The organism is Pseudomonas baltica (assembly GCF_031880315.1).
Classification (GTDB): domain Bacteria; phylum Pseudomonadota; class Gammaproteobacteria; order Pseudomonadales; family Pseudomonadaceae; genus Aquipseudomonas.
The window spans coordinates 5,875,432-5,895,739 of the sequence record NZ_CP134771.1 but is presented as its reverse complement, the minus strand read 5'-3'; the positions used below and the strand labels follow the sequence as shown (position 1 = coordinate 5,895,739).

Below are 20,308 nucleotides of genomic sequence, written 5' to 3'. Positions count from 1 at the left end.
GCCGCCGTTGTAACTACCTTGGCAGCGACGCTTTCAAGACCGCGAGATCGAGCGCTGCAACCTTGATGTCGGTCAAGGCCAGCAACGATCCGTTGCAGAGCTGCCAGTCGTAAAAGTCGGCGAAGTCCGCTTTGGCCAGGGCGCGAATGACCTTCGCGACGAAGCCATGGGCTACTAGCAACACTGAACTGTGCGGGTATCGCGCAGCCAGTTCAATCAAGCCTTGCAATACCCGTTCCGCGACCTGCGCAATGGACTCCCCAGCAGTTGGTCCGATCTCCCAATGCCGAGTGATGTTCTGCGCCCAGAGCTGGGGGTATCGGGCTTCAGCTTCGCCCTGAGTCAGGCCCTCGAATACCCCGACATTACGCTCTTGGAAGCAATCCATGATATGGCACGGCAGATTCAACTGGCCATTGAGGATGGCGGCTGTTTCTCGCGCCCGCCTCCGTGGGGAAACGATCATCGTGTCGAGCACTTCGGGTAATTGCATCGCAAGGGCTTGAGCCTGCTGTCTGCCATGCTCGGTCAGTTCAGGATCAAGCGATCCAAGATATCGCCGCTCGGCGTTGGCCCAGGTTTCGCCGTGGCGTACGACGTATAAATTCATGAAATCCCTCTCGCGAATCAAAGAGCGAGAGTCTATCAAGGCCAACATCCACCGTAACAGCCTTCTCGCAGATTGCCTTTGGAGGCTGTCGATACTGACCGTGGGGCGCTCGTTCTTGCACCCCTTCTAATCTGTCACCATTCTCTGCTAGCCTCAGCCGCCAGATCAGCATGAACAGGTGGATCGAATGGCTTTCGTGAACGAGTACGTGAAGGAAATCATCGAGCTGGAAGTGGCGTTGTTTCATGCCCGAGCGCGGCTCGAGGCCACCGCCGATGACGAGGCGCTTCACGATTTGCGCATTTGCATCCGGCGTATTCGCAGCCTGCTCAGCCCGCTGCGCTCCATCGCGGCCACCAGCTCGTTGCGCGAAGCGGCGGCACAGGTGGGCCGGCTGACCACGCCGACGCGGGATCTGGAAGTCATGGCCATCGAGTTGCAGGCACGCGGTATGCCCGCTGAGGCCGCCGCGCGAAGAGCCCGGTTGCAGGCGGACTACAAGGCCATACTTGACGATGCCGCACTCAAGCGTCTGTTCGTCGCGCTGGACAACTGGCCGTCGCTGTTCCGCGCCGAAGACGCCGGGCGCGACTCTGCCAAGCTCAAGCGCCTGATCGGCAGGGCCCTGACCAAGCAGATCGACAAACTGCATGCAGCCTTGAACGACCCGCAGTTCGACCGCCATGAATTACGAATACTGGTAAAACGCTCGCGCTACCTGACCGAAGCCTTCCCGCATTTATCGCCCTTGTCGAAAAACGCCGCCAAATCGCTCAAGGCCGTGCAAGCCGCACTGGGCTCCTGGCATGACCATTTCCAATGGTGCCTGAAGGCCAAGGAGCAAGCCGACCTGCAACCGCTGGAGCAGATATGGCTGCAGGCTTCAGTACAAGAACTGGCGCAGGCCGAAGCCGAGATAAAACGCCTGCAACGGCTGCTGCCGGACATCCGCAAAAAACACCGAGCCGCCCCCGTCAGGCAGCCCGCTCGATAGCGTCCAGCAGCTCAACGAACGGCTGGGCACCGAATGGTGACCTAAGCCCCTACCGCTTCTGGCCGGGCGAAGCGCAAACAATCACGCCCCGCATGCTTGGCGGCATACAACGCGCTGTCTGCGCTGCCGATCAAGGCGTCGGCACTGATCTGCGGCGCAGTGGCAGCGGCAATGCCAAGGCTGATGGTGACGCGCGCACCCTCACCCAATGCCGGGTGCGGCATCTGCAGGGCTGCGACTGCCGCTTGCAAGGCTTCGGCCAGGACCCTGGCCTGGCTGGCATCCGCATCCACCAACAGCAGCAGAATTTCTTCTCCGCCGAACCGAAAGGCCAGCGCGCCAGCGTCCTCGGCCGTCTGCTGGACCGCTTCGCTGAGGCGCTTGAGGCACGCGTCGCCCTGCAAGTGGCCGTAGCTGTCGTTGTAGGCCTTGAAGTGATCGATATCGAGCAGAATGGTCGCCACGGGCGTGGGTGCGGCCTGGGCCTGTTCCCAAACATGCATCAGGACCTCGCCCTGGTAGCGCCGATTGAACAGTTGGGTCAGGGAATCGGTTCGCGCCAGACTCATCAACTGTTTTTGCAACAGCCGGCCACGCAAAGAGAATAGATAACTGAAGCGCTTGCCGCGCTCCATGAAGTAAGTGGCCATCACCAGCAGCGCGGCCGTCGAGACGAACAGCAACGCGTTGGACTGCCAGATGATGAAGTCCGCGAAGTGCGCCAGGTAAGTCGTCACCAACTGAATGACCACCATACACAGCATGGCCCAGGCGGCATAACGCAACGGCATCTGCTGGATCATGGTGCAGTAGACCATGATCAACACCATGCCCAATTGAAAATGCATGCGATAGGGGCTGTCGCTGTAGATCATCACCACCAGGGGCATCAATGACGACAATACCGTGCCCGTGGCCGCGACCGTTTCAAGAGCCCAGCGTGATTTCAGGCGCTGAAGCAATACCAGCAAGCCGATGATCATCGGCGTGATCAGGCACACCCGGCCCAGCGCCACGTACGCGAACATGTCGTGCAGCGTCAGCCAATCGCTGAGCATGAATACGTTGTAGACCAACCCACCGATGATGCCGATGGTGGTCAGAAACTGCAGCCGCTGTTGATGGGTGTCGGCTTCGTAACGATGCTCCAGCTCACTGTCGAAACGCAGTCTGCGGACACCCGATGCAATGGCTTGCTCGACCTGTGCAAGGAGGCGCGGATCGTCAGCAGTGGAATGATCAGGAACGCTGAAAGGCATGGGACACCGGGCAGGAAGCTATGAATCAGGGTACGACAGCCCGAATGATATCTTAGTGCCATCATTTGACAAGAATATGTCGATTAGAGGTCAGCCCAGGTTGTATCGGCTATGGCAGGCAGGACCCTTGCCGCCACCGGTCTCTATCAAGGCCCTGGGTCGAGATCCCCCACGGGGGCCGCGTGCGCAGCATTGGCGGGTGAACATCAATGCCCACTCAGACGGAAGATGGACGACGAGCTGCGCGTTGATCAGCCGACAGGCGGTATCCCGCTGGCAACCGTTGAGCCTCTACAGACGGACGTTATTCAACACCCCCACATCCGGCTGGTTCCCAGGCCACATACATCAGCCTTGCGATATACCAGCATTCAAAATCATGAATACGAACTGATGTTCCTCCCCGATTAAGCTTCCTAGGCCTGCGATAGCGGCCAGCACCTGGCCAGTCAGGCCGCCCCACACCCATCACAACAATACATCTGCCAACGTCAGGAATTGCCATGCCCCCCGCCCCCTCGCTTACACCCGCCACTGCCGGGAGTCACCCTACGAACACTCCCCACTACATCGCGGGCCAATGGGCCGCTGGTCAAGGCGACGAAGCCATCGTGGTCCATGACCCCAGCACCACCCGGCCCTTCGCCGAACTCCAGGGCGCCAGCCTGACGCAAGTGGATCAGGCCGTCGCCGCTGCACGCGCTGCCTTGCCTGCATGGCGCGCCTTGAGTGGCGCCGAGCGCGGCGGCTATCTGCGCCGCTTCGCCGAGCAGATCGAGCAACGGCGTGGCGAGCTGCTGGCGCTGCAGATGCGCAACAACGGCAAACCGGAACACGAAGCCAGTATCGATATCGACGACGCCGTGGCCACCTTTAACTACTACGCGGTGCTGGCCGAGCAGCTTGATGCCGGCCAAGACAGCGACGTGCCGCTGGCGGTGCCGGGCTTTGTCGCACAAACGCGGCGCGAGCCAGTCGGCGTGGTGGGCTTGATCGTGCCCTGGAACTTCCCGCTGGTGACCAGCGCCTGGAAGCTCGCCCCGGCGTTGGCCGCGGGCTGCACCCTGGTGCTCAAGCCGTCCGAAGTCACCCCGCTGATCGAACAAGCCTACGGGCAGATCAGCGACGCCATCGGGCTGCCGGCGGGCGTGTTGAATATCGTCATCGGCGCCCGCCAGGTAGGCGCAGCCCTGAGCAGTCATCCTGGCCTGGACAAGGTCTCCTTCACCGGCAGCAATGCGGTGGGCAGCCAAGTGATGCACGCCGCCGCCGAGCAGTGTCGGCCGCTGACCCTGGAGCTGGGCGGCAAGTCGGCCATCGTGGTATTCGACGATTGCGACCTCGACCAGGCGGTGGAATGGATCGTTGCCGGGATCTGCTGGAACGCCGGGCAGATGTGCTCGGCCACCTCCCGATTGGTGGTGCACGAACGCATCAGTGACGCTCTGCTGCAACGCCTGGCCACGGCTTTCGAGGCGCTCAAGGTGGGCGACCCGGCTCAGGGCGAGGTCGAGATGGGCCCACTGATCAGCCAGGCGCAATGGGCGAAGGTCAACGACTACTTCGCCCTCGCCCAGACCGAAGGCTTGCGCTGTCTGGCCGGCGCCAAGGCAATGGAACAACCCGGCTGGTTCGTACGCCCGACGCTGTATACCGACGTGCCAAGCGCCAGCCGCCTGTGGAACGAAGAGATCTTCGGGCCGGTGCTCTGCACCCAGCGCTTCAGCAGCGAGCAGCAGGCCATCGACATCGCCAACGACAGCCGCTTCGGCCTCGTTGCCACGGTGATCAGCAGCGATCTGCAGCGCGCACAACGCGTAGCGGCGGCGCTGGAGGTCGGTCACGTGTGGATCAACTCGGTCCAGGCGGTGTTCGTCGAAACCTCATGGGGCGGCACCAAGGCCAGCGGCATTGGCCGTGAACTGGGCCCCTGGGGTTTGTCGGCGTATCAGTCGGTCAAGCACGTGACCCGCTGCCTCGGCTAACGGCCACGCGCTAGGCGCGATGCACCGCCAGCAGATCATCGATAAAGGCCCGCACCGCTTCGCTCTGCGGGTGCCCGACATGGGTGATCAGGCGATGCTGCACGGCATAGCGCAGCGGCGTGTCGCCCAGCTCGCGCATCTGCCCGCTGGCGATCCACGGTTGAGCATAGTGCGCGGGCAGATAGCCCAAGTGCGTGCCCGCCAACACCCCATGCACCACCGCCTCCATATGATGCGCAGTCGCCGATGCACGCCGGGGCACTATCGGCAGCACCTGGCTGGCCGACACAAAACCGTGGCGGATCCAGTCGGCGTCCTGCAGTTGCGCGGTATCGGGCTGCGGGACCGCGAACAGCGGATGCAGACGACCGCAGAACACGCCGATCTCTTCGCTGTACAGGGCCTGGTAGTCGAGCGTCGGCAACTCCCGGCTGAAATATGACACCGCCATATCCAGTTGCCCATCGATCACCGCGCGCTCGAGCTCGGTGGGCGAATTGACGTGGATGTGCAGATGGGTATCGGGCTCGCGCTGGTAGAACCGCGCGATGGCCGCGTCGATGCGCGCGGTGGGCAGGGTCGCGATGTTATCGGCCACGCCCAAGTACAGATCGCCCACCAGACGCCCCGACAGCCCCTGAGCCTCATCGCGAAACGCATCCACGGCACCGAACAGCACCGCCGCCGCGTCGAGGATCCGCTGGCCCTTCTCGGTCACCCGAAAGCCACCCTTGCCGCGCTCGCACAGACGATAGCCCAGGCGTTTTTCCAGCCCGGAGATGTGCATGCTGATGTTGGACTGGCTCATGTTGAGCTCGGCCTGGGCGGCACTGAAGCCGCCGCACTTGACCACTACGGTAAAGATCCGCAGCAGGCGCAGGTCCATATCGGCGACGTTTCTCAACACGGTGTCTGACTCATTGACGATGACCACACGGGGGAGCGAGGCATTCAATGCCAGGGCCGGCAGCGTGTCAATTGCGCGTTCCAACGCGATTAGTTGATGAATCCCTGAAGTGATTATTTGCCCCCACCGATTTGCCCCGCCCGCGGTACTCGCCAGAATCCGCGCAGACAATCACAACAGCCATTACCGAGGCCCACCGTGCAGCAATCCTCCCATACGCAAGCCGCCCATACACACGAACAGGTACTCCAGGCCGCCGCCGATCTGGTCAGTGCCTTCGCCAGCAACGACACCGCGCGCTACTTCGCCAGCTTCAGCCCTGAGGCCACCTTCGTATTCCACACCCTGCCCCAGCCGCTGTATACCCGCGCCGAATATGAAGCCGTGTGGGCGCAATGGCAGGCTGAGGGTTTCGCCGTGCTGGAGTGCCAGTCGAGCAACGGCCATGTGAGCCTGCAGGGTGAGGTGGCGATCTTCATCCACGATGTATCGACGCGCCTGCGCGTTGCGGGTGAGGAGTTGCAGTGCGAGGAGCGCGAGACCATCGTTTTTCACTGTCGGGAGGGTCGCTGGCTGGCCTGTCACGAGCACCTGTCGGTGGTCAGCGCCACTTGATCGCAGGCGTACGGCTTCCCCAGCGAGCCCCAATGGTGATCGTGATTCGACCACCAGTGCAGTGCGGACAGGGTGCGTGACTAGCCCGGCGACCTTCTAGCGCAACTGAAACGGCGCCGCATCGATCGGCAAGGCATCACCGCTCATTTGTGCGGCCAATAGCTTTGCGCTGCCCAGTGCCAAGGTGAACCCGAGCGCCCCCTGCCCGACGTTCAGCCACAGGTTGTCGAACCCCTCGGCACGGCCGATGATCGGCTTGCTGTGCGCGGTACTGGGGCGCAGACCGGCCCAGGCCTGAGCATGCTCGAGGTCCAGTTGCGGGAAGGTCTCGGCGACCTGCTGCTTGAGCAAGGTGATGCGCGCCGGGTCGACATCTGCCCCGCTCACGCCCATGTCGACCATCGCCGCAATGCGCAGGCGCCTGCCCAGCGGCGCGTAGACTACCTTGCGCGCGGCGTCGGTCACGCTCAGGCGCGGTGCCCGCAGGGACGAGTCCAGCGGCACGCTCAGGCTGTAGCCGCGCAAGCCGTACAACGGCAGCGACAGCCCCAATGGCTTGAGCAACGGCACACTGAACATCCCGGCGGCGACCACCACGGCATCGGCCGCGATGTCCCCCTCGGCGGTGCGCACGGCGACCACTCGCGGCCCTTCGCGCACCAACCCCTGCACCTCGACGCCCAGGGCCAGGCGCACGTCAGGCCTCTGCGCCAACAAACTCTGCAGCCCCTGACAGAAGCGCAGGCAGTCGCCGGTCGCCTCGCCCGGCGTGTGAATGCCTCCGGCCAACTGGCTGCCGATCGCCGCGAGCGTCGGCTCCAGCGCGACGCATCCCGGGCCGTCCAGCAGGCGTTGATCGGCGCCGAGCGAACGTTGCCAGTCGACCATCGGCGTGGCTGCGGCCAGCGCCGCCGAGTCGCGATACACCACCAGCTTGCCGGTGCGCGTCAGATCGAAATCCAGCGGATGGGCGGCCAGCAGTTCATCCAGCGCATCGCGGCTCAGGTACGACAGGCTGAGCATCTCGCCGATGGTGCGGCGCACCTGTGCCTGTGTGCAGGCACGCAGAAACGCCAGGCACCAGCGCCACTGGGCCGGGTCCAGACGCGGCCTGAAACGCAACGGCGAGTCTGCGCCGAGCAACCATTGCGGCAGCTTGCCTATCACCCCCGGTTCCGCCAGAGGCGCCACGTAGCTGTAGCTCAACTGCCCGCCATTGGCGAAGCTGGTCTCTTGGGCGACCTCGGCGTGACGATCCACCAGCGTGACCTGCAGGCCCTTCTGCGCCAGATACCAGGCACTGGCCAGCCCCACCACACCTGCTCCTACCACCACTACTTGCACAGTCTTCTCCTTTGAATCACGTCTGAAGATGGGCGGCCTTAGCAAGGGGTTATGGCCGACAGTCGATTTAGTCATGGCAATATGAAGCGAGGGTGGTTAGCGTTGTCCGTCCACACCGCATCCCCACCCCGCATCAGGAGTTGCCATGAGCATCCAGAGAATTTCCGTCAATCCACGCCTCAGCGGCGCTATCCTCCACGGTGGACTGGCCTGGTTGTCAGGCCAGGTGCCAGACGACCGCACCGCCGATTGCGCTGGCCAGACCCGCCAGGTACTGGCCAAGATCGACGCCCTGCTCGCCCAATCGGGCAGCGACAAAACCCGCTTGCTGAGCGCGCAGATCTGGCTCAAGGACATAACCGCCGATTTCGCTGCCATGAATGAAGTCTGGTGCGAGTGGCTGCCCGAAGGCGCCGCGCCGGCCCGTGCGACTATCCAGGCCGACCTGGCCTCGCCGGACGTATTGGTCGAGATCATGCTGACCGCTGCCACCGGGGTCTAATCCGCCAACGCGACAGGCTGGCGCTTGAGCAAGCGCCCCTGGCGCCCCTGCACCCGGCCGTCTTCATAGCTGACCACGCCGTTGACCACCACCAGGTCGATGCCCGGCGCCTGGCGGCATGGATCGCTGTAAGTGGCGATGTCCTCGATGCGCTGCATGTCCACCAACGTCAAGTCGGCGAAGGCACCCTCGCGCAGCACGCCACGGTCTTGCAGGCGAAAGCGTGCGGCCGACAGCCCGGTCATCTTGCGCACCGCTTCGGCCAGATCGAACAGCTTCAGGTCCCGGCAATAGTGCGCCAGCACCCGAGGGAAAGTGCCCCACAAGCGCGGGTGCGGATTAGGGTCATTGGGCAAGCCGTCGGAGCCGACCATCGACAGCGGATGAGCGAGAATCCTGCGCACATCGTCTTCGCTCATCATGTGGTAGATGGCGCCGGCCGGGCGCAGCCGCTCGGTGGCCTGCCACTGCGATACGCCCCACTGCTCGGCGATGTCCTTGAGGGTCTGGCGGGCCATCTCCGGGTGCGGTTCGGACCAGGTGATGAGAATTTCCATCTGCCCGTCGACACGCCAGGCATCCAGCGTGGTCGAGCTGGCCGCATAGGGATAACAATCGCAGTTACAGGACTGTTGGCTGGCAGCCTTCTCCAGAGCGGCCAGGGCCAAAGGCGCCCGGCCCCAATTACCGGCGCCGGCGCATTTGAGGTGAGAAATCACCAGGTCCGCGCCCGCGTTGCGCGCCGTGGTGAAGGATTCCTGTAGCGAGTCGAGCAAGCCATCGTGCTCGTTGCGCATGTGCGTGGTATAGAGCGCACCGTGCGCACCGATGATATCCACCAGCGCCTGCATCTCCGCCATGGGCGCCTGTTTGGCGTTGGTGTAGGCCAGCCCGGAACTGAGCCCGATGGCCCCGGCATCCAGTGCCGCTTCGAGCGCCAGGCACATGGCGTGCAGCTCGTTGTCATACGCGGCTCGATCCAATTGCGCCATGACGTTGGAGCGCAGCGCGGTGTGGCCGATCAAGGCGGCGACATTGACGCTCGGCACGGCCTGTTCGACCGCATCGATGTAACTCTGGAAGGTCGGATAGACGAACGCCTCCCGATTGCCCAGCAGATTCATCGGGTCAGGTGGGGCACCGCGCAAGGTCACCGGGGAGGCGCTGATGCCGCAGTTGCCGACGATCACCGTGGTTACCCCCTGAGAGATCTTGGCGAGCATCTCGGGGGTGCGAATGACGTTGGTATCATCATGGGTGTGCACGTCGATAAAGCCCGGCATCAGGCAGCGTCCGTCGCCATCGATGATCCGTTGCGCGTGATAGCCGCTCAGATCGCCAAGGGCCACGATGCGATCACCCTGAGTGGCCAGGTCGGCGACATAGGGTGCGGCGCCAGTGCCGTCGACGATCGTCACGGCGCGAAACAGTAAATCGAAAGTCATGCTCAAATCCTCTGGCCTGCTGCAAAATCCCAGCCCTTGCCGGGCACCGCGTCCATCAACTGCTGGGTATAGGGCTGCTGCGGATCGCCGAGTACAGCCGCCGCCGGGCCGTACTCGATGACCTGCCCGCGGTGCATGACCAGCACGTCGTCACACAATTGCGCGGCAACGCGCAGGTCGTGGGTGATGAACAGAATGGCCACACCCATGCGCTGTTGAATGGCTTGCAGCAACTCCAGCACTTGCGCCTGCACCGAAACATCGAGCGCCGAAACGGCCTCGTCGGCGACGATCACGTCCGGCTCCATGGCCAGGGCGCGGGCAATAGCGATGCGCTGGCGCTGGCCACCGGAAAACTGATGTGGAAAGCGCTCGATGGCGTCGGTAGGCAGCCCCACCAGCTCCAGCAGTTCCTGAGCACGCGCCCAGGCCTGCGCGAAGGAGACACCATGGTTCATCGGCCCCTCGACCAGGCTCTTGCCGATGCTCAGGCGTGGATTGAGCGAGCGATTAGGGTCCTGGAAAATCATCTGGATGCGCTTGCGATGGGGCTTGAGGCTATGCGCCGACAACTCGGAAATATCCTTGCCGGTGACGCGGATTGCGCCATGGGTCGGTGCCAGCAGGCGCATCACGCAGCGCGCCACAGTGGATTTGCCCGAGCCGCTTTCGCCGACGATACCCAGGGTGCGGCCACGCTTGAGGGTGAAGGACACCTCATGCACCGCCCGAGTCCCTTCACGGGGCTTGCCGAACCAGCGCCACGCGCCCCCTGCTGGCGGATAGACCTTGCCCAGTTCGCTGACGTCGAGCACCACTTGCTGGCTGTTGACCGCGCTGCGCGCCGCACGCGGCGCCAGGCCCGGTACCGCCGCCAGCAGGGCTTTGGTGTAGTCCTCACGGGGCTTGGAGAGTACCTCTGCCACGCTGCCGGACTCGACGATACGGCCCTGGCGCATCACGCACACGCGGTCGGCGATGTCCACCACCACGCCCATGTCATGGGTGATGAACAGCACCGCCGTACCGTGTTTTTGCTGCAGCTCGCGGATCAGCTTGAGGATCTGCTGCTGCGTAGTGACGTCCAGCGCCGTGGTCGGCTCGTCGGCGATCAGCAAGCGTGGCTCGAGGACCAGTGCCATGGCGATCATGATCCGCTGGCGCTGGCCGCCACTGAGCTGGTGCGGATAGGCCGCGTAGATGCGCTCGATGTCCGGCAGGTGCACCTGGGTCAGCGCATTCATCACCTGCACGCGACGCTCGGCGGCGCCCAGCACGGTGTGGGTCTGCAGCACTTCGTCGATCTGCCGCCCCACGCTGAGGACCGGATTGAGGGCTGTCATCGGCTCCTGAAAGATCATCGCCATGCGGCTGCCGCGCAATGCCTTGAGCCGAGCATTGCTGACCTGCAGCACGTCTTCGCCGTCCAGCAGGATCCGCCCGCTGGCGGCGCTCAGCGCGCCCTTGGGCAACAGGCCGAGGGTCGTCAGTGACGTCACCGACTTGCCCGACCCGCTCTCGCCTACCAGACACAGGGTTTCCCCGGCACGGATATGGAACGAAATATCCTGCAGGATCGGCGTGCCGTCGGCGCTGTTCACGCAGAGGTTTTCGACCTGCAGGGTGTCGCTGAACTGATCGCTCATGCCTTGCCCCTTTGCTGCATACGGGGGTCGAGCGCATCGCGTGCGGCGTCGCCCAGCAGGTTGATCGACAGGATGCACAACGACAGCGCCAGTCCGGCCCACAGCACTAGTGACGGCTTGAGCTGGAAGTACACCCGACCCTCGGCAATGATGTTGCCCCAGGTGGGGATTTCGGTGCCGATGCCGGCGCCGAGGAACGACAGGATCGATTCCGTAAGGATCGCCGATGCGCAGATGTAAGTGCCCTGCACGATCAGCGGCGCCAAGGTGTTGGGCATCAGGTGGCGGGTGAGAATCTTGAACGTCGAGGTGCCCATCAACAGGGCGGCCTCGACGTAGGGTTCTTCGCGCGTCGACAGCACCCGCGCGCGCACCAGGCGCACCACCTGGGGGATTTCGGGCACCATGATGGCGATCATCACGGTCCAGATCCCGGCACTGCTGAGGGACACGATAGCGATCGCCAGCAAGATTCCGGGGATCGCCATCAGCCCGTCCATGATCCGCATCAACAGCGCGTCCAGGCCGCGGAAATAACCGGCGATCAGCCCCAGCGGCAAGCCGATAAGGATGCTCAGCACGGTGACGCCGACGCCCACGGTGAGCGAGATGCGCGCGCCATAGACGATGCGCGAAAACAGATCGCGGCCATAGGCGTCGGTACCCAGCCAGAACTCGGCACTGGGCGGCTTGAGGCGCATGGCCGGCGCCAAGGCGATGGGGTCGTGGTTGGCGATCCAGGGCGCAAAGACCGCCATGGCGATGATCAGCACCAGCACCACCAAGGCCAGCGCAGAAGTCCACGGCATGCGCGGCAAGGTGATCAGGCGACGCCTGGGTGCTGGCAGGCTCAGGGAAACGGGTTTGCTCATGACCTTGTCCTCAGTAACGGATGCGCGGATCGCTGACCGCGTACGACAGGTCGATCAGCAGATTGATGACGACATACACACCGCTGGTCAGCAGGATCATGCCTTGAATCACGGGATAGTCGCGGGCCAGCACGGCGTCGACGATCAGCCGGCCCAAGCCTGGAATGTTGAACACGCTTTCGGTGACCACCACCCCGGAAATCATCAGCGCAAAGCCGGTGCCGATGACCGTGAGGATCGGGATCATCGCGTTGCGCAGCGCGTGGCGAAACAACACGTGCACCTCGCTCAAGCCCTTGGCGCGGGCGGTGCGGATGTAATCTTCACCGAGCACTTCGAGCATGCTCGCGCGGGTCATGCGCGCCACCAGCGCCACGTAGACCGAGGACAGCGTCAGGGCCGGCAACACGATCCGTTGCGCGAACGGCACCAGGCCATCGCCCAGGCTGCGAAAGCCTTGTACCGGCAACCACTTGAGGTCCAGGGCGAACACTGTGATCAGCCCGTAGCCGATCACGAACACCGGAATCGAAAAGCCCAGCACCGAGGTCGACATCACCAGGTTGTCGATCCAGCTGCCGTGTTTCCACGCCGCCAGCACGCCCAGCGGCACCGAAATGAGAATGGTGAACAGGATCGACACCAACGCCAGGCTCAGGGTCGGCTCCAGGCGCTGACCGATCATGTTCAGCACTGCTGTATGGGCCATCAGCGAGGTGCTGAAATCACCGTGCAGTAGCTGCCAGATCCACACGAAAAACTGCCGGTACAGCGGCTGGTCGAGGCCGAGGTTCTGGCGAATGGCTGCCAGTTGCTCGGGGCTGGCCATGTCACCGGCGATGATCGCCGCAGGATCACCGGGCGACAGGCGCAGCAGCAGGAACACGAACAGTGCGACCACCAGCATCACCGGGACTGCCGCCAGCACACGTCGCAAAAAATAACCCAGCATCGAAGCCTCCGAACGCAACAAGCGTGATGCAGCAATCAGTCGGTTTTCTCGACGTTCCAGAACACCGTGGACGGCCCCGCCACCCAGTGGCTGACGTGGTTGTTCCAGGCGGCGACATCGTTGTACTGACCCAGCGGGATATAGCTCACCTGATCCATGGCGCGCTGCTGGATTTCGACGGCGATGGCCTTCTGTTTGGCCGGGTTGGTAGCGGTCACGAAATCGACCCGCAGCTGGTTCATCTGCGCATCGGTCGGCCAGCCGAACCACGCGCCCTTCTGCCCGCCACCGTCGAGCATTGGATTGACCACCGGGTTCCAGATGGTCTCGGCGTTCCAATAGGTGAAGAACAGGTTCCAGCCACCCTGGGCGGGCGGATTCTGGTTGGCGCGACGCGAGATCAACGTCTGCCAGTCCATGGGTTGCAGATCGACCACGAAGCCAGCCTTGCGCAACGCCTGGGCCGCGACCACCGGTTGTGGCGCCTGGCTCGGCACATCGGTGGGCTGCATGATCACCACGGGAGTGCCGTCGTAGCCGGCCTTTTTCAGCAGTGCGCGGGCCGCCTCAAGGTTGCCGCCGCTGGTCAGCGATTCGCCGCCCGCCTGGGTTTCCAGCGGGGTGCCGCAACCGAACACCGACGCGCACTGGCGGTAATACTCGGGGTTGCCGACCAGCGCATCGAGGACGTCCTTCTGGTTCAGCGCCAGCAAGGCCGCGCGCCGAATATCGGGGTTGTTGAACGGTGGATACAGGAAGTTCATTCGCCCGCCGGTCATGTTGCCCAACTTGCTCAGTACGCCGGTCTTGAGGTTCGGATCGGCCTGCACCATCGGCAGCAGATCGATGGGCAGCTGCTCGATGAAATCCACATCGCCGGACGACAGCGCGTTGATCGCGGTCATGCGGTCGGGCATGTTGATCCACTCGACGCGATCGACCTTGACCACCTTGCCGCCCGCCGTACCGCTGGCCGGTTCCTTGCGCGGCACGTACTGCTCGAATTTTTCGTAGACGACGCGGTTGCCGGGGTCGAACTCCTTGGCCACGAACTTATAGGGACCCGAGCCGGTGTAGTCGGTGATGGTCTGGCCATCCGGGATGTTGGCGACGCGCTCGGGCATCATGAACGCCGCCACGGACGATGGTTTGGCGAGCAACTGCAAGACATAACCGAAGGGTTTGGCGAGGGTCAGCGTAATGGTCTTGTCGTTGGTGGCGACGATGCTTGAGGTGTACTTCATCATCAATTGACCACCGACATCGAAGTGCGCCCAGCGCTTGAGCGAGGCCACGCAATCAGTGGCGGTCACCGCTTTGCCGTCGTGCCACAGCAGGCCGTCGCGCAGTGTGAAGGTGTACGTCAGGCCATCCGCCGAAACAGTCCAGTCGGCCATCTGCGGCTGCGGGGTGAAATGCTCGTCCATGCCGATCAAGGTGTCGTAGATCATGTAGGCGTGGTTGCGGGTGATCTGCGCCGTGGTGGCGATGGGATCGAGTACGCGCAAGGAGGAGGACATCACCACGTGCAGGGTTTTTTCTGCGGCCAGGACGAACGGCGCAGTGAGGGCGGCGGCCAGGCCGAGGGGTAACAACAGCTTGGCGATCAGGGGACGGGATTGACGTGCTTGCATGCTCAACATTCCTTGCAAAGGGCTAGGGTCGGTGTCGGCAGTCTTGCTGTGTGATGCACAAATCGGTGGCAAGGCCCGGCGTCTCTGTGCACGCCTGGGCGGTGGCGAACGATGATCAGGCGATCACCGCAAGCGCATGGTCGATGTACAGCTGGCGCAGGCGTTGCGTGAGCACGCCGGGTTTGCCATCGCCCACGGCGTGACCGTCGATGGTGACCACTGGGTAGACGAATGACGTGCTCGAGGTGATGAACGCCTCGGCGGCGTTTTGCGCCTCTTCAAGGGTGTAGGCGCGCTCTTCAAGGCGCAAGTCGTGCTCCTTGACCAGCGCGATCAGCGCGCCACGGGTGATGCCGGGCAACAAGGCGCGGGACAGCTCGCGCGTCACGACCGCGCCGTCGTGAGTAATGATAAAGGCGTTGTTGGAAGTGCCCTCCGTGACGAAGCCGTCTTTCACCAACCAGGCATCATCGGCGCCCTGGGCCTTGGCCTGCTCCTTGGCCATGCAGGCGTAGAGCAACTGCGTGGTCTTGATATCGCTGCGGCCCCAGCGCAAGTCAGGCAGGCCGATGATGTTCATGCCACGTTTGGCCAGGGGGCTTTCGAGCACCACTTTGGCCTGGGTATAAAGCACCACCGTCGGCGGGCTACCGGCGGGCGGATAAAGGAAGTTGCGGTCTTCGGTGCCACGGCTGACCTGCAGGTACACCAGGCCTTCGTGCAGGGCGTTGCGTTCGATCAGCTCGCGATGGATCGCCAGCAACTGCGCATTGTCGAGCGGCAACGCCAGCGCCATCTCAGCCAGTGACCGCGCCAGGCGCGCCAGATGCAGATCGAAGTCCACCAGCTTGCCGTGCAGCACTGCGGTCACTTCATAGATCGCATCGGCGAACATGAAGCCGCGGTCGAAGACCGAAATCTTCGCTTCGTCTTCGGGGACGAACGCCCCATTCAAGTACAGGCTGCGCATAGCGGGGTTTCTCCGGTTCAGGGGCGTTGCACGCCCGTCTGACGGGTAATGATGCCGTAGTGTTCGATGCGTCGGTGGCGGGCGAAATCGAAGATCGTGGTTTTGCCGAAGTTGCACAGGTCCATGTCACAGGCATGCACGATCAGTTCATCGCCCTGCCCTTGCGCTCTGGCCACCACGAAACCATTGGGGTCGACAATCACGCTGCCACCCATCAACGGAAAACCGTCCTCGACCCCGGCCTTGGCCACGCCGACCACCCAGGTCGCATTCTGGTAAGCCCCTGCCTGCATGCACAGCTCGGAATGGAACAGCCTGTGCTCTTCACCTTCGCCACGCTTTTGCGAATTGATCGACGGCGTGTTGTAGCCCAAAGTGATCAGCTCGACGCCTTGCAGGCCCATGACCCGATAGGTCTCCGGCCAGCGGCGGTCGTTGCAGATGCACATGCCCATCACGGCGCCTTGGCTTTCCCAGGTCGGGAAGCCCAGGTCGCCGGGCAGAAAATAGCGTTTTTCCAGATGCTGAAAATCCCGCGTGGTGTCGAATTCGACATGCCCAGGCAGGTGCACCTTGCGGTATTTGCCGACGATGTTGCCTTGCCGGTCGGTGATGATGGAGGTGTTGAAGTGCTGCCCTTCGGGGGTCAGCTCGGCATAGCCGAAGGAGATGGCGATGCCATGCTCACGGGAAAAATCGAACAGCGGGCGAGTCGTGTCGCTGGGCATCTGGGCTTCGAACCAGGTGTCGACTTGCGCCTGATCAGGCATGAACCAGCGCGGGAAAAACGTCGTCAGCGCCAGCTCCGGAAACACCACCAGTTCGCAGCCTTGTTGGCGCGCCTGCTCCAGCAGCACCAGCATACGCTGGACCACTGAGGCCCTGGAATCGGCCTTCTGGATGGCGCCCAGTTGAGCGCCGCCGATGATGATTTCGCGCATGTGGTATTTCCTCCCCCAAGACCGGCGCGGTGCCGGCGAACCGTGTTGCGATACGAGGGGCCCAGTGTGGGAGGATCGGTGCACGCTGTCGTATGCCAATACGTAGGCAGTGATTAACCTGTTGTTAATCACTGTTGTTAATAGCGCAGCTTCGCCGCCGACCCCGCAAGCCCGGGAGCCTGTGCCTGGGCTCAAAAGAGTTCGAACCCGCTGTCGCTCAGGGTACCGCGCAGCTGCTCCACGAAGGTCTGGGCCAGCTGCGCGAGGGGTTCGCGACGCAGATGCACCAGGCTGACCGTCAAGCGCTCGTCGATCAAAATGGGCAGCACGGCCATGCGCTCGGTGCCCGAGGCGCGCCAGGAAATCTCGTCGACCACCGCGAAACCGGCGCCGTTCTTGACCAGTGCGCAGGCGTGATGCGGCGAGTCGACGTCGATGTCCGGTCGGTAAGCCAGGCCCACACGCTCGAACGCCGGCTTGACGAAACTGAAGAATGGCGTGTCCGATGGATAGCCGACAAAGGGCGCGGCGGCCAGGGCCTGGGGCAGTTCGTCGGCCGGCACACGCGTCAGCTCATGGCCCGCCGGACAGACCATCAGCACGCGAATATCGCTCAGCGGCACGGCGCGCAGATTCGGATGATCGATGGGGAATAACGAGATGCCCAGGTCGGCCTGCTGATCGAGCAAGCGATCGCGCAGCAGCACATGGCGCAGGCATTCGAGGCTGACGCGGATATCGGTATTGCACCGGCGGAAGGCGGCGATGGCATCCGGGACCATTTGATGCCCCAGGCTGGGGCTGCTGGCGATACGCAGTACGCCGTGGCGTTGCTGGACCAGATCATGCAGCGTGGTGTTGACCCGCTGGATGTCGCGGTACACCGATTCGACGTCAGTGAACAACCGGCGCGCCTCGGGCGATGGGTACAGCCGCCCCTTGACCCGCTCGAACAACTGAAAGCCGATGCGCGCCTCGGTGTGCGAGAGCATGCGGCTGACTGCAGGTTGCGAGACCAGCAATAATTGCGCGGCGCCGTTGATGGAACCGGTGATCATCACCGCGCGGAACACTTCGATCTGGCGCAGGTTGAGCGACTGCATTGACCTCCCTCGATGACCTGACTGGCGCCTGGGGAATGGCTGACGCTTAACAGCAGGTTATGGGGTGGTTAGCAATTAGCAGGCCAGTGGACAGATCGGCATGATTCGCGGTCTTGCTGACACTGCAGATGATCTCGCGGACGCTCGGCCTGATGGCCTGGTCGCTACGTATGCGTTGACGGTCGATGCGCCGCCGCTAGCGCGCTGGCGCTGCGGTCGCCCGCGTAAAGAACAAACTGATCTGCCCCACCTCCACCCCGAACTTCGACATATACGAACGGTTGACCAGTGTGTTGTCATCCATCAAGAACATCCAGTCATCCAGCTGCACTGGATGCCGGGTGCCGTCGACTTCCAAGTCCAAGGTGTACTTCCAATGCAGGGTATTGCCGGACACCTGCCCTTCGGCGACACCGATCACATCGCCCGCTGTGCCCTGCCAGTGGCCATTACCGGTAGGCACCAGGGTCCAGGTACGTTGCTGTCTGGTGCCGTCGCTGTAGACGAAGCGCTCGTCGAGGATCAGGTTGGGGCCTTGCATGTGGCCGTTGATATCGACCCTGAAGCGCTTGGCCACCTCGCCGGAGCGTTTCTGAAAGATCCCGCTGGCTTGCAACTGGCCGGTGAAGAAGTGCGGCAGGTCGAGGCGTGGGGTTTCGTCGCGGTAGTGCTCAACCGGGACGTTGCCGCATGCGGATAAGAGCAAAACGACGACTGACAGCAGTAATGGGCGCATGGAAGGTAGTCTCGGCATCGCGCCGCGGCGGCGCTGTTCGGGTTGGGTAGCGGGAATCGGCACAGAGTCGTGGGAGCACGGGGGTTGTACGTCGGCTTACGCAAATCGGATGACAGACGGGAGGCCCTCTCATCTGAAAGCTGATAAAAGCCCCCCGACAGTGATTCTAAAACGCTATCATCGCAACCCCACAGGACCTTCGCGAACGTACCTTTCAATGAACACATACGACCAAAAGCATTTGGAACTGCTAGAGCTGATCCATTCTGGTCAATGGCAGAACATTCCCGACAAGGACGCGAACGAACTGCAGGTCCTGGTCGCGTGCAAATACGTGATCATCAACAGCAGCGCCCCCGGGCTAGCCCAGCTCACCCTCAACCCTGAGGGCCAGCGGTACCTGGAGCGTCTGAGCGGGATCAAGGCAATGAAGTTCCAATCCTCCAGGCCGGCCGAAGCGGTAGCGCACGTCAGGGCCTGAGGGCGACGATCCGCTCGGCCACCAGCGGCGTGCTGATTTGCGCCGCCGCGCCGATACGATAGGCCGCTTGCAGCGCTAGCGTGGCCCGCTCCACGGCGTCCGCTGTTTGCCCGTGGACCCAGCCCAGCGGCTGAGTGTCATCGACCTGTTCACCGATAAAACGCAGCTCGCTGAAACCCACCGCAGGGTCGACCTGGTCCTGCGGGCGACGCCGTCCGCCGCCCAGTTCGACCACCGCCATGCCGACGGCGCGAGTGTCGACAGCGCTCACCGTGCCGCTGTGCTCGGCCCACACCGGCCTGCTGAAGGCCGCCGCTGGCAGGTAGTGCTGGGGAGAGTGGATGAAGTCTTGCGGCCCGCCCAGTGCCGCGATCATTTGCCCAAAGCGCTGCAGCGCCGCGCCGCTGCGCCACACCTCTAGCAACTGTGCCCGCGCCTGCGCTTCGGTGGCCGCCAGCCCGGCCAGCATCAATGCCTGCTCGGCCAGGCTGAGGGTCAGCTCCCACAGCCGCGGGCTGCGCACCTCCCCTTGCAGCAACGCCACCGCCTCGGCGACTTCCAGGCCGTTACCGGCACTGCGCGCCAGCGGCTGGTTCATGTCGGTCACCAGCGCCGTGGTGCGCACGCCCGCGCCATTGGCCACGTCGGCAATGCTGCGAGCCAGCTTGGCAGCGTCCTCGGCCTGGGCCATGAACGCGCCGTTGCCGGTCTTGACGTCCATCACCAGCACGTCGAGGCCGGCGGCGAGTTTTTTCGAGAGGATCGACGCAGTGATCAAGTCCAGCGACTCGACCGTGCCGGTCATGTCGCGAATGGCGTACAGGCGCTTGTCGGCCGGTGCCAGGTCGGCGGTCTGGCCGATGATCGCGCAGCCCACCTCGGCAACGATCTGGCGAAAGCGCTCCAGGCTCGGCTGGCAGTCGTAACCGGGAATGCTCTCCAGTTTGTCGAGGGTGCCGCCGGTGTGCCCAAGCCCGCGTCCGGAAATCATCGGCACAAAACAGCCGCAGGCCGCCAGCAATGGCGCGAGCGGCAAGCTGATCATGTCGCCCACGCCGCCGGTGGAATGCTTGTCCACCACCGGCCCTGGCAGGTCCCAGTGCAGCACCTGGCCGGAGTCGCGCATTGCCGCAGTCAGGGCGATGCGCTCTTCGATGTTCATGCCTTTGAGCAGTACCGCCATGGCGAACGCAGCGACCTGGCCTTCGCTGAGGCTCGAGTCGCTGATGCCGGCGACGAAACGACGGATATCGTCGGCGTCGAGCACGCCCCCATCACGTTTGCGGCGAATCACTTCCTGAGCAAGCCACAT

General features: G+C 63.3%; 19 protein-coding genes. 5 read left to right on the top strand and 14 right to left on the bottom strand.

Annotated features, from left to right (window positions below; all coding sequences use genetic code 11):
• Positions 1–13: 13 nt before the first annotated feature.
• A complete protein-coding gene (locus tag REH34_RS26870; protein ID WP_311969829.1) occupies positions 14–610 on the bottom strand; it encodes a histidine phosphatase family protein in 597 nt (198 codons plus the stop codon).
• A gap of 187 nt (positions 611–797) precedes the next feature.
• Here REH34_RS26870 and REH34_RS26865 point away from each other — a divergent pair, with 187 nt between their 5' ends.
• Positions 798–1,604 (top strand): CHAD domain-containing protein, encoded by an 807-nt coding sequence (locus REH34_RS26865; RefSeq protein ID WP_226502127.1) that lies wholly within the window; start codon positions 798–800, stop codon positions 1,602–1,604.
• A 41-nt stretch (positions 1,605–1,645) separates the two neighbouring features.
• Here the strand turns inward: REH34_RS26865 and REH34_RS26860 are convergent, their stop codons facing one another.
• Positions 1,646–2,863 carry a diguanylate cyclase gene (locus tag REH34_RS26860; protein ID WP_311969828.1) on the bottom strand — a complete coding sequence of 406 codons (1,218 nt, stop codon included), beginning with the start codon at positions 2,861–2,863 and terminating at the stop codon, positions 1,646–1,648.
• A gap of 503 nt (positions 2,864–3,366) precedes the next feature.
• On the opposite strand from REH34_RS26860, the gene REH34_RS26855 reads away from it, so the two are divergent.
• The gene (locus tag REH34_RS26855; protein WP_311969827.1) at positions 3,367–4,848 is read left to right on the top strand and encodes an aldehyde dehydrogenase family protein; all 1,482 of its coding nucleotides are present in this window, start codon (positions 3,367–3,369) and stop codon (positions 4,846–4,848) included.
• A 10-nt stretch (positions 4,849–4,858) separates the two neighbouring features.
• Here the strand turns inward: REH34_RS26855 and REH34_RS26850 are convergent, their stop codons facing one another.
• Positions 4,859–5,755: a LysR family transcriptional regulator gene (locus REH34_RS26850; protein ID WP_311969826.1), complete on the bottom strand. Its 897-nt coding sequence runs from the start codon at positions 5,753–5,755 to the stop codon at positions 4,859–4,861.
• A 198-nt stretch (positions 5,756–5,953) separates the two neighbouring features.
• Here REH34_RS26850 and REH34_RS26845 point away from each other — a divergent pair, with 198 nt between their 5' ends.
• Positions 5,954–6,370, top strand: a complete 417-nt coding sequence (locus tag REH34_RS26845; protein ID WP_311969825.1) for a nuclear transport factor 2 family protein — start codon at positions 5,954–5,956, stop codon at positions 6,368–6,370.
• Positions 6,371–6,466: 96 nt separating this feature from the next.
• On the opposite strand, the gene REH34_RS26840 is transcribed toward REH34_RS26845, so the two are convergent.
• Positions 6,467–7,714 (bottom strand): D-amino acid dehydrogenase, encoded by a 1,248-nt coding sequence (locus REH34_RS26840; protein ID WP_311969824.1) that lies wholly within the window; start codon positions 7,712–7,714, stop codon positions 6,467–6,469.
• 145 nt (positions 7,715–7,859) lie between these two features.
• On the opposite strand from REH34_RS26840, the gene REH34_RS26835 reads away from it, so the two are divergent.
• Positions 7,860–8,216, top strand: coding sequence for a RidA family protein (locus tag REH34_RS26835; RefSeq protein WP_311969823.1), 357 nt, complete (start codon positions 7,860–7,862; stop codon positions 8,214–8,216).
• Here REH34_RS26835 and REH34_RS26830 read toward each other — a convergent pair.
• From REH34_RS26830 to REH34_RS26790, 9 genes are all read right to left on the bottom strand, one after another.
• Positions 8,213–9,661 carry a D-aminoacylase gene (locus tag REH34_RS26830; protein ID WP_311969822.1) on the bottom strand — a complete coding sequence of 483 codons (1,449 nt, stop codon included), beginning with the start codon at positions 9,659–9,661 and terminating at the stop codon, positions 8,213–8,215. The genes REH34_RS26835 and REH34_RS26830 overlap by 4 nt on opposite strands.
• 2 nt (positions 9,662–9,663) lie before the next feature.
• Positions 9,664–11,307 carry an ABC transporter ATP-binding protein gene (locus REH34_RS26825; protein ID WP_311969821.1) on the bottom strand — a complete coding sequence of 548 codons (1,644 nt, stop codon included), beginning with the start codon at positions 11,305–11,307 and terminating at the stop codon, positions 9,664–9,666.
• Entirely contained in the window at positions 11,304–12,179 is an 876-nt protein-coding gene (locus tag REH34_RS26820; protein ID WP_226502118.1) for an ABC transporter permease, read from the bottom strand. The genes REH34_RS26825 and REH34_RS26820 overlap by 4 nt, the downstream gene beginning before the upstream one ends.
• 10 nt (positions 12,180–12,189) lie before the next feature.
• Positions 12,190–13,131, bottom strand: coding sequence for an ABC transporter permease (locus REH34_RS26815; protein WP_311969820.1), 942 nt, complete (start codon positions 13,129–13,131; stop codon positions 12,190–12,192).
• Positions 13,132–13,166: 35 nt separating this feature from the next.
• Positions 13,167–14,765, bottom strand: a complete 1,599-nt coding sequence (locus tag REH34_RS26810; protein WP_311969819.1) for an ABC transporter substrate-binding protein — start codon at positions 14,763–14,765, stop codon at positions 13,167–13,169.
• A gap of 115 nt (positions 14,766–14,880) precedes the next feature.
• A complete protein-coding gene (locus REH34_RS26805) occupies positions 14,881–15,735 on the bottom strand; it encodes a D-amino-acid transaminase (protein WP_311969818.1) in 855 nt (284 codons plus the stop codon).
• Positions 15,736–15,752: 17 nt separating this feature from the next.
• Entirely contained in the window at positions 15,753–16,676 is a 924-nt protein-coding gene (locus REH34_RS26800) for an N-carbamoyl-D-amino-acid hydrolase (protein ID WP_226502114.1), read from the bottom strand.
• Positions 16,677–16,867: 191 nt separating this feature from the next.
• Positions 16,868–17,779 carry a LysR substrate-binding domain-containing protein gene (locus tag REH34_RS26795; RefSeq protein ID WP_311969817.1) on the bottom strand — a complete coding sequence of 304 codons (912 nt, stop codon included), beginning with the start codon at positions 17,777–17,779 and terminating at the stop codon, positions 16,868–16,870.
• A 196-nt stretch (positions 17,780–17,975) separates the two neighbouring features.
• Entirely contained in the window at positions 17,976–18,515 is a 540-nt protein-coding gene (locus REH34_RS26790) for a DUF3833 domain-containing protein (protein ID WP_311969816.1), read from the bottom strand.
• A 217-nt stretch (positions 18,516–18,732) separates the two neighbouring features.
• On the opposite strand from REH34_RS26790, the gene REH34_RS26785 reads away from it, so the two are divergent.
• Positions 18,733–18,996: a hypothetical protein gene (locus REH34_RS26785; RefSeq protein ID WP_226502111.1), complete on the top strand. Its 264-nt coding sequence runs from the start codon at positions 18,733–18,735 to the stop codon at positions 18,994–18,996.
• Here REH34_RS26785 and deoA read toward each other — a convergent pair.
• Complete coding sequence (deoA, locus tag REH34_RS26780; RefSeq protein ID WP_311969815.1) at positions 18,986–20,308, bottom strand: thymidine phosphorylase; 1,323 nt, start codon at positions 20,306–20,308, stop codon at positions 18,986–18,988. The two genes, REH34_RS26785 and deoA, sit on opposite strands and share 11 nt — an antisense overlap.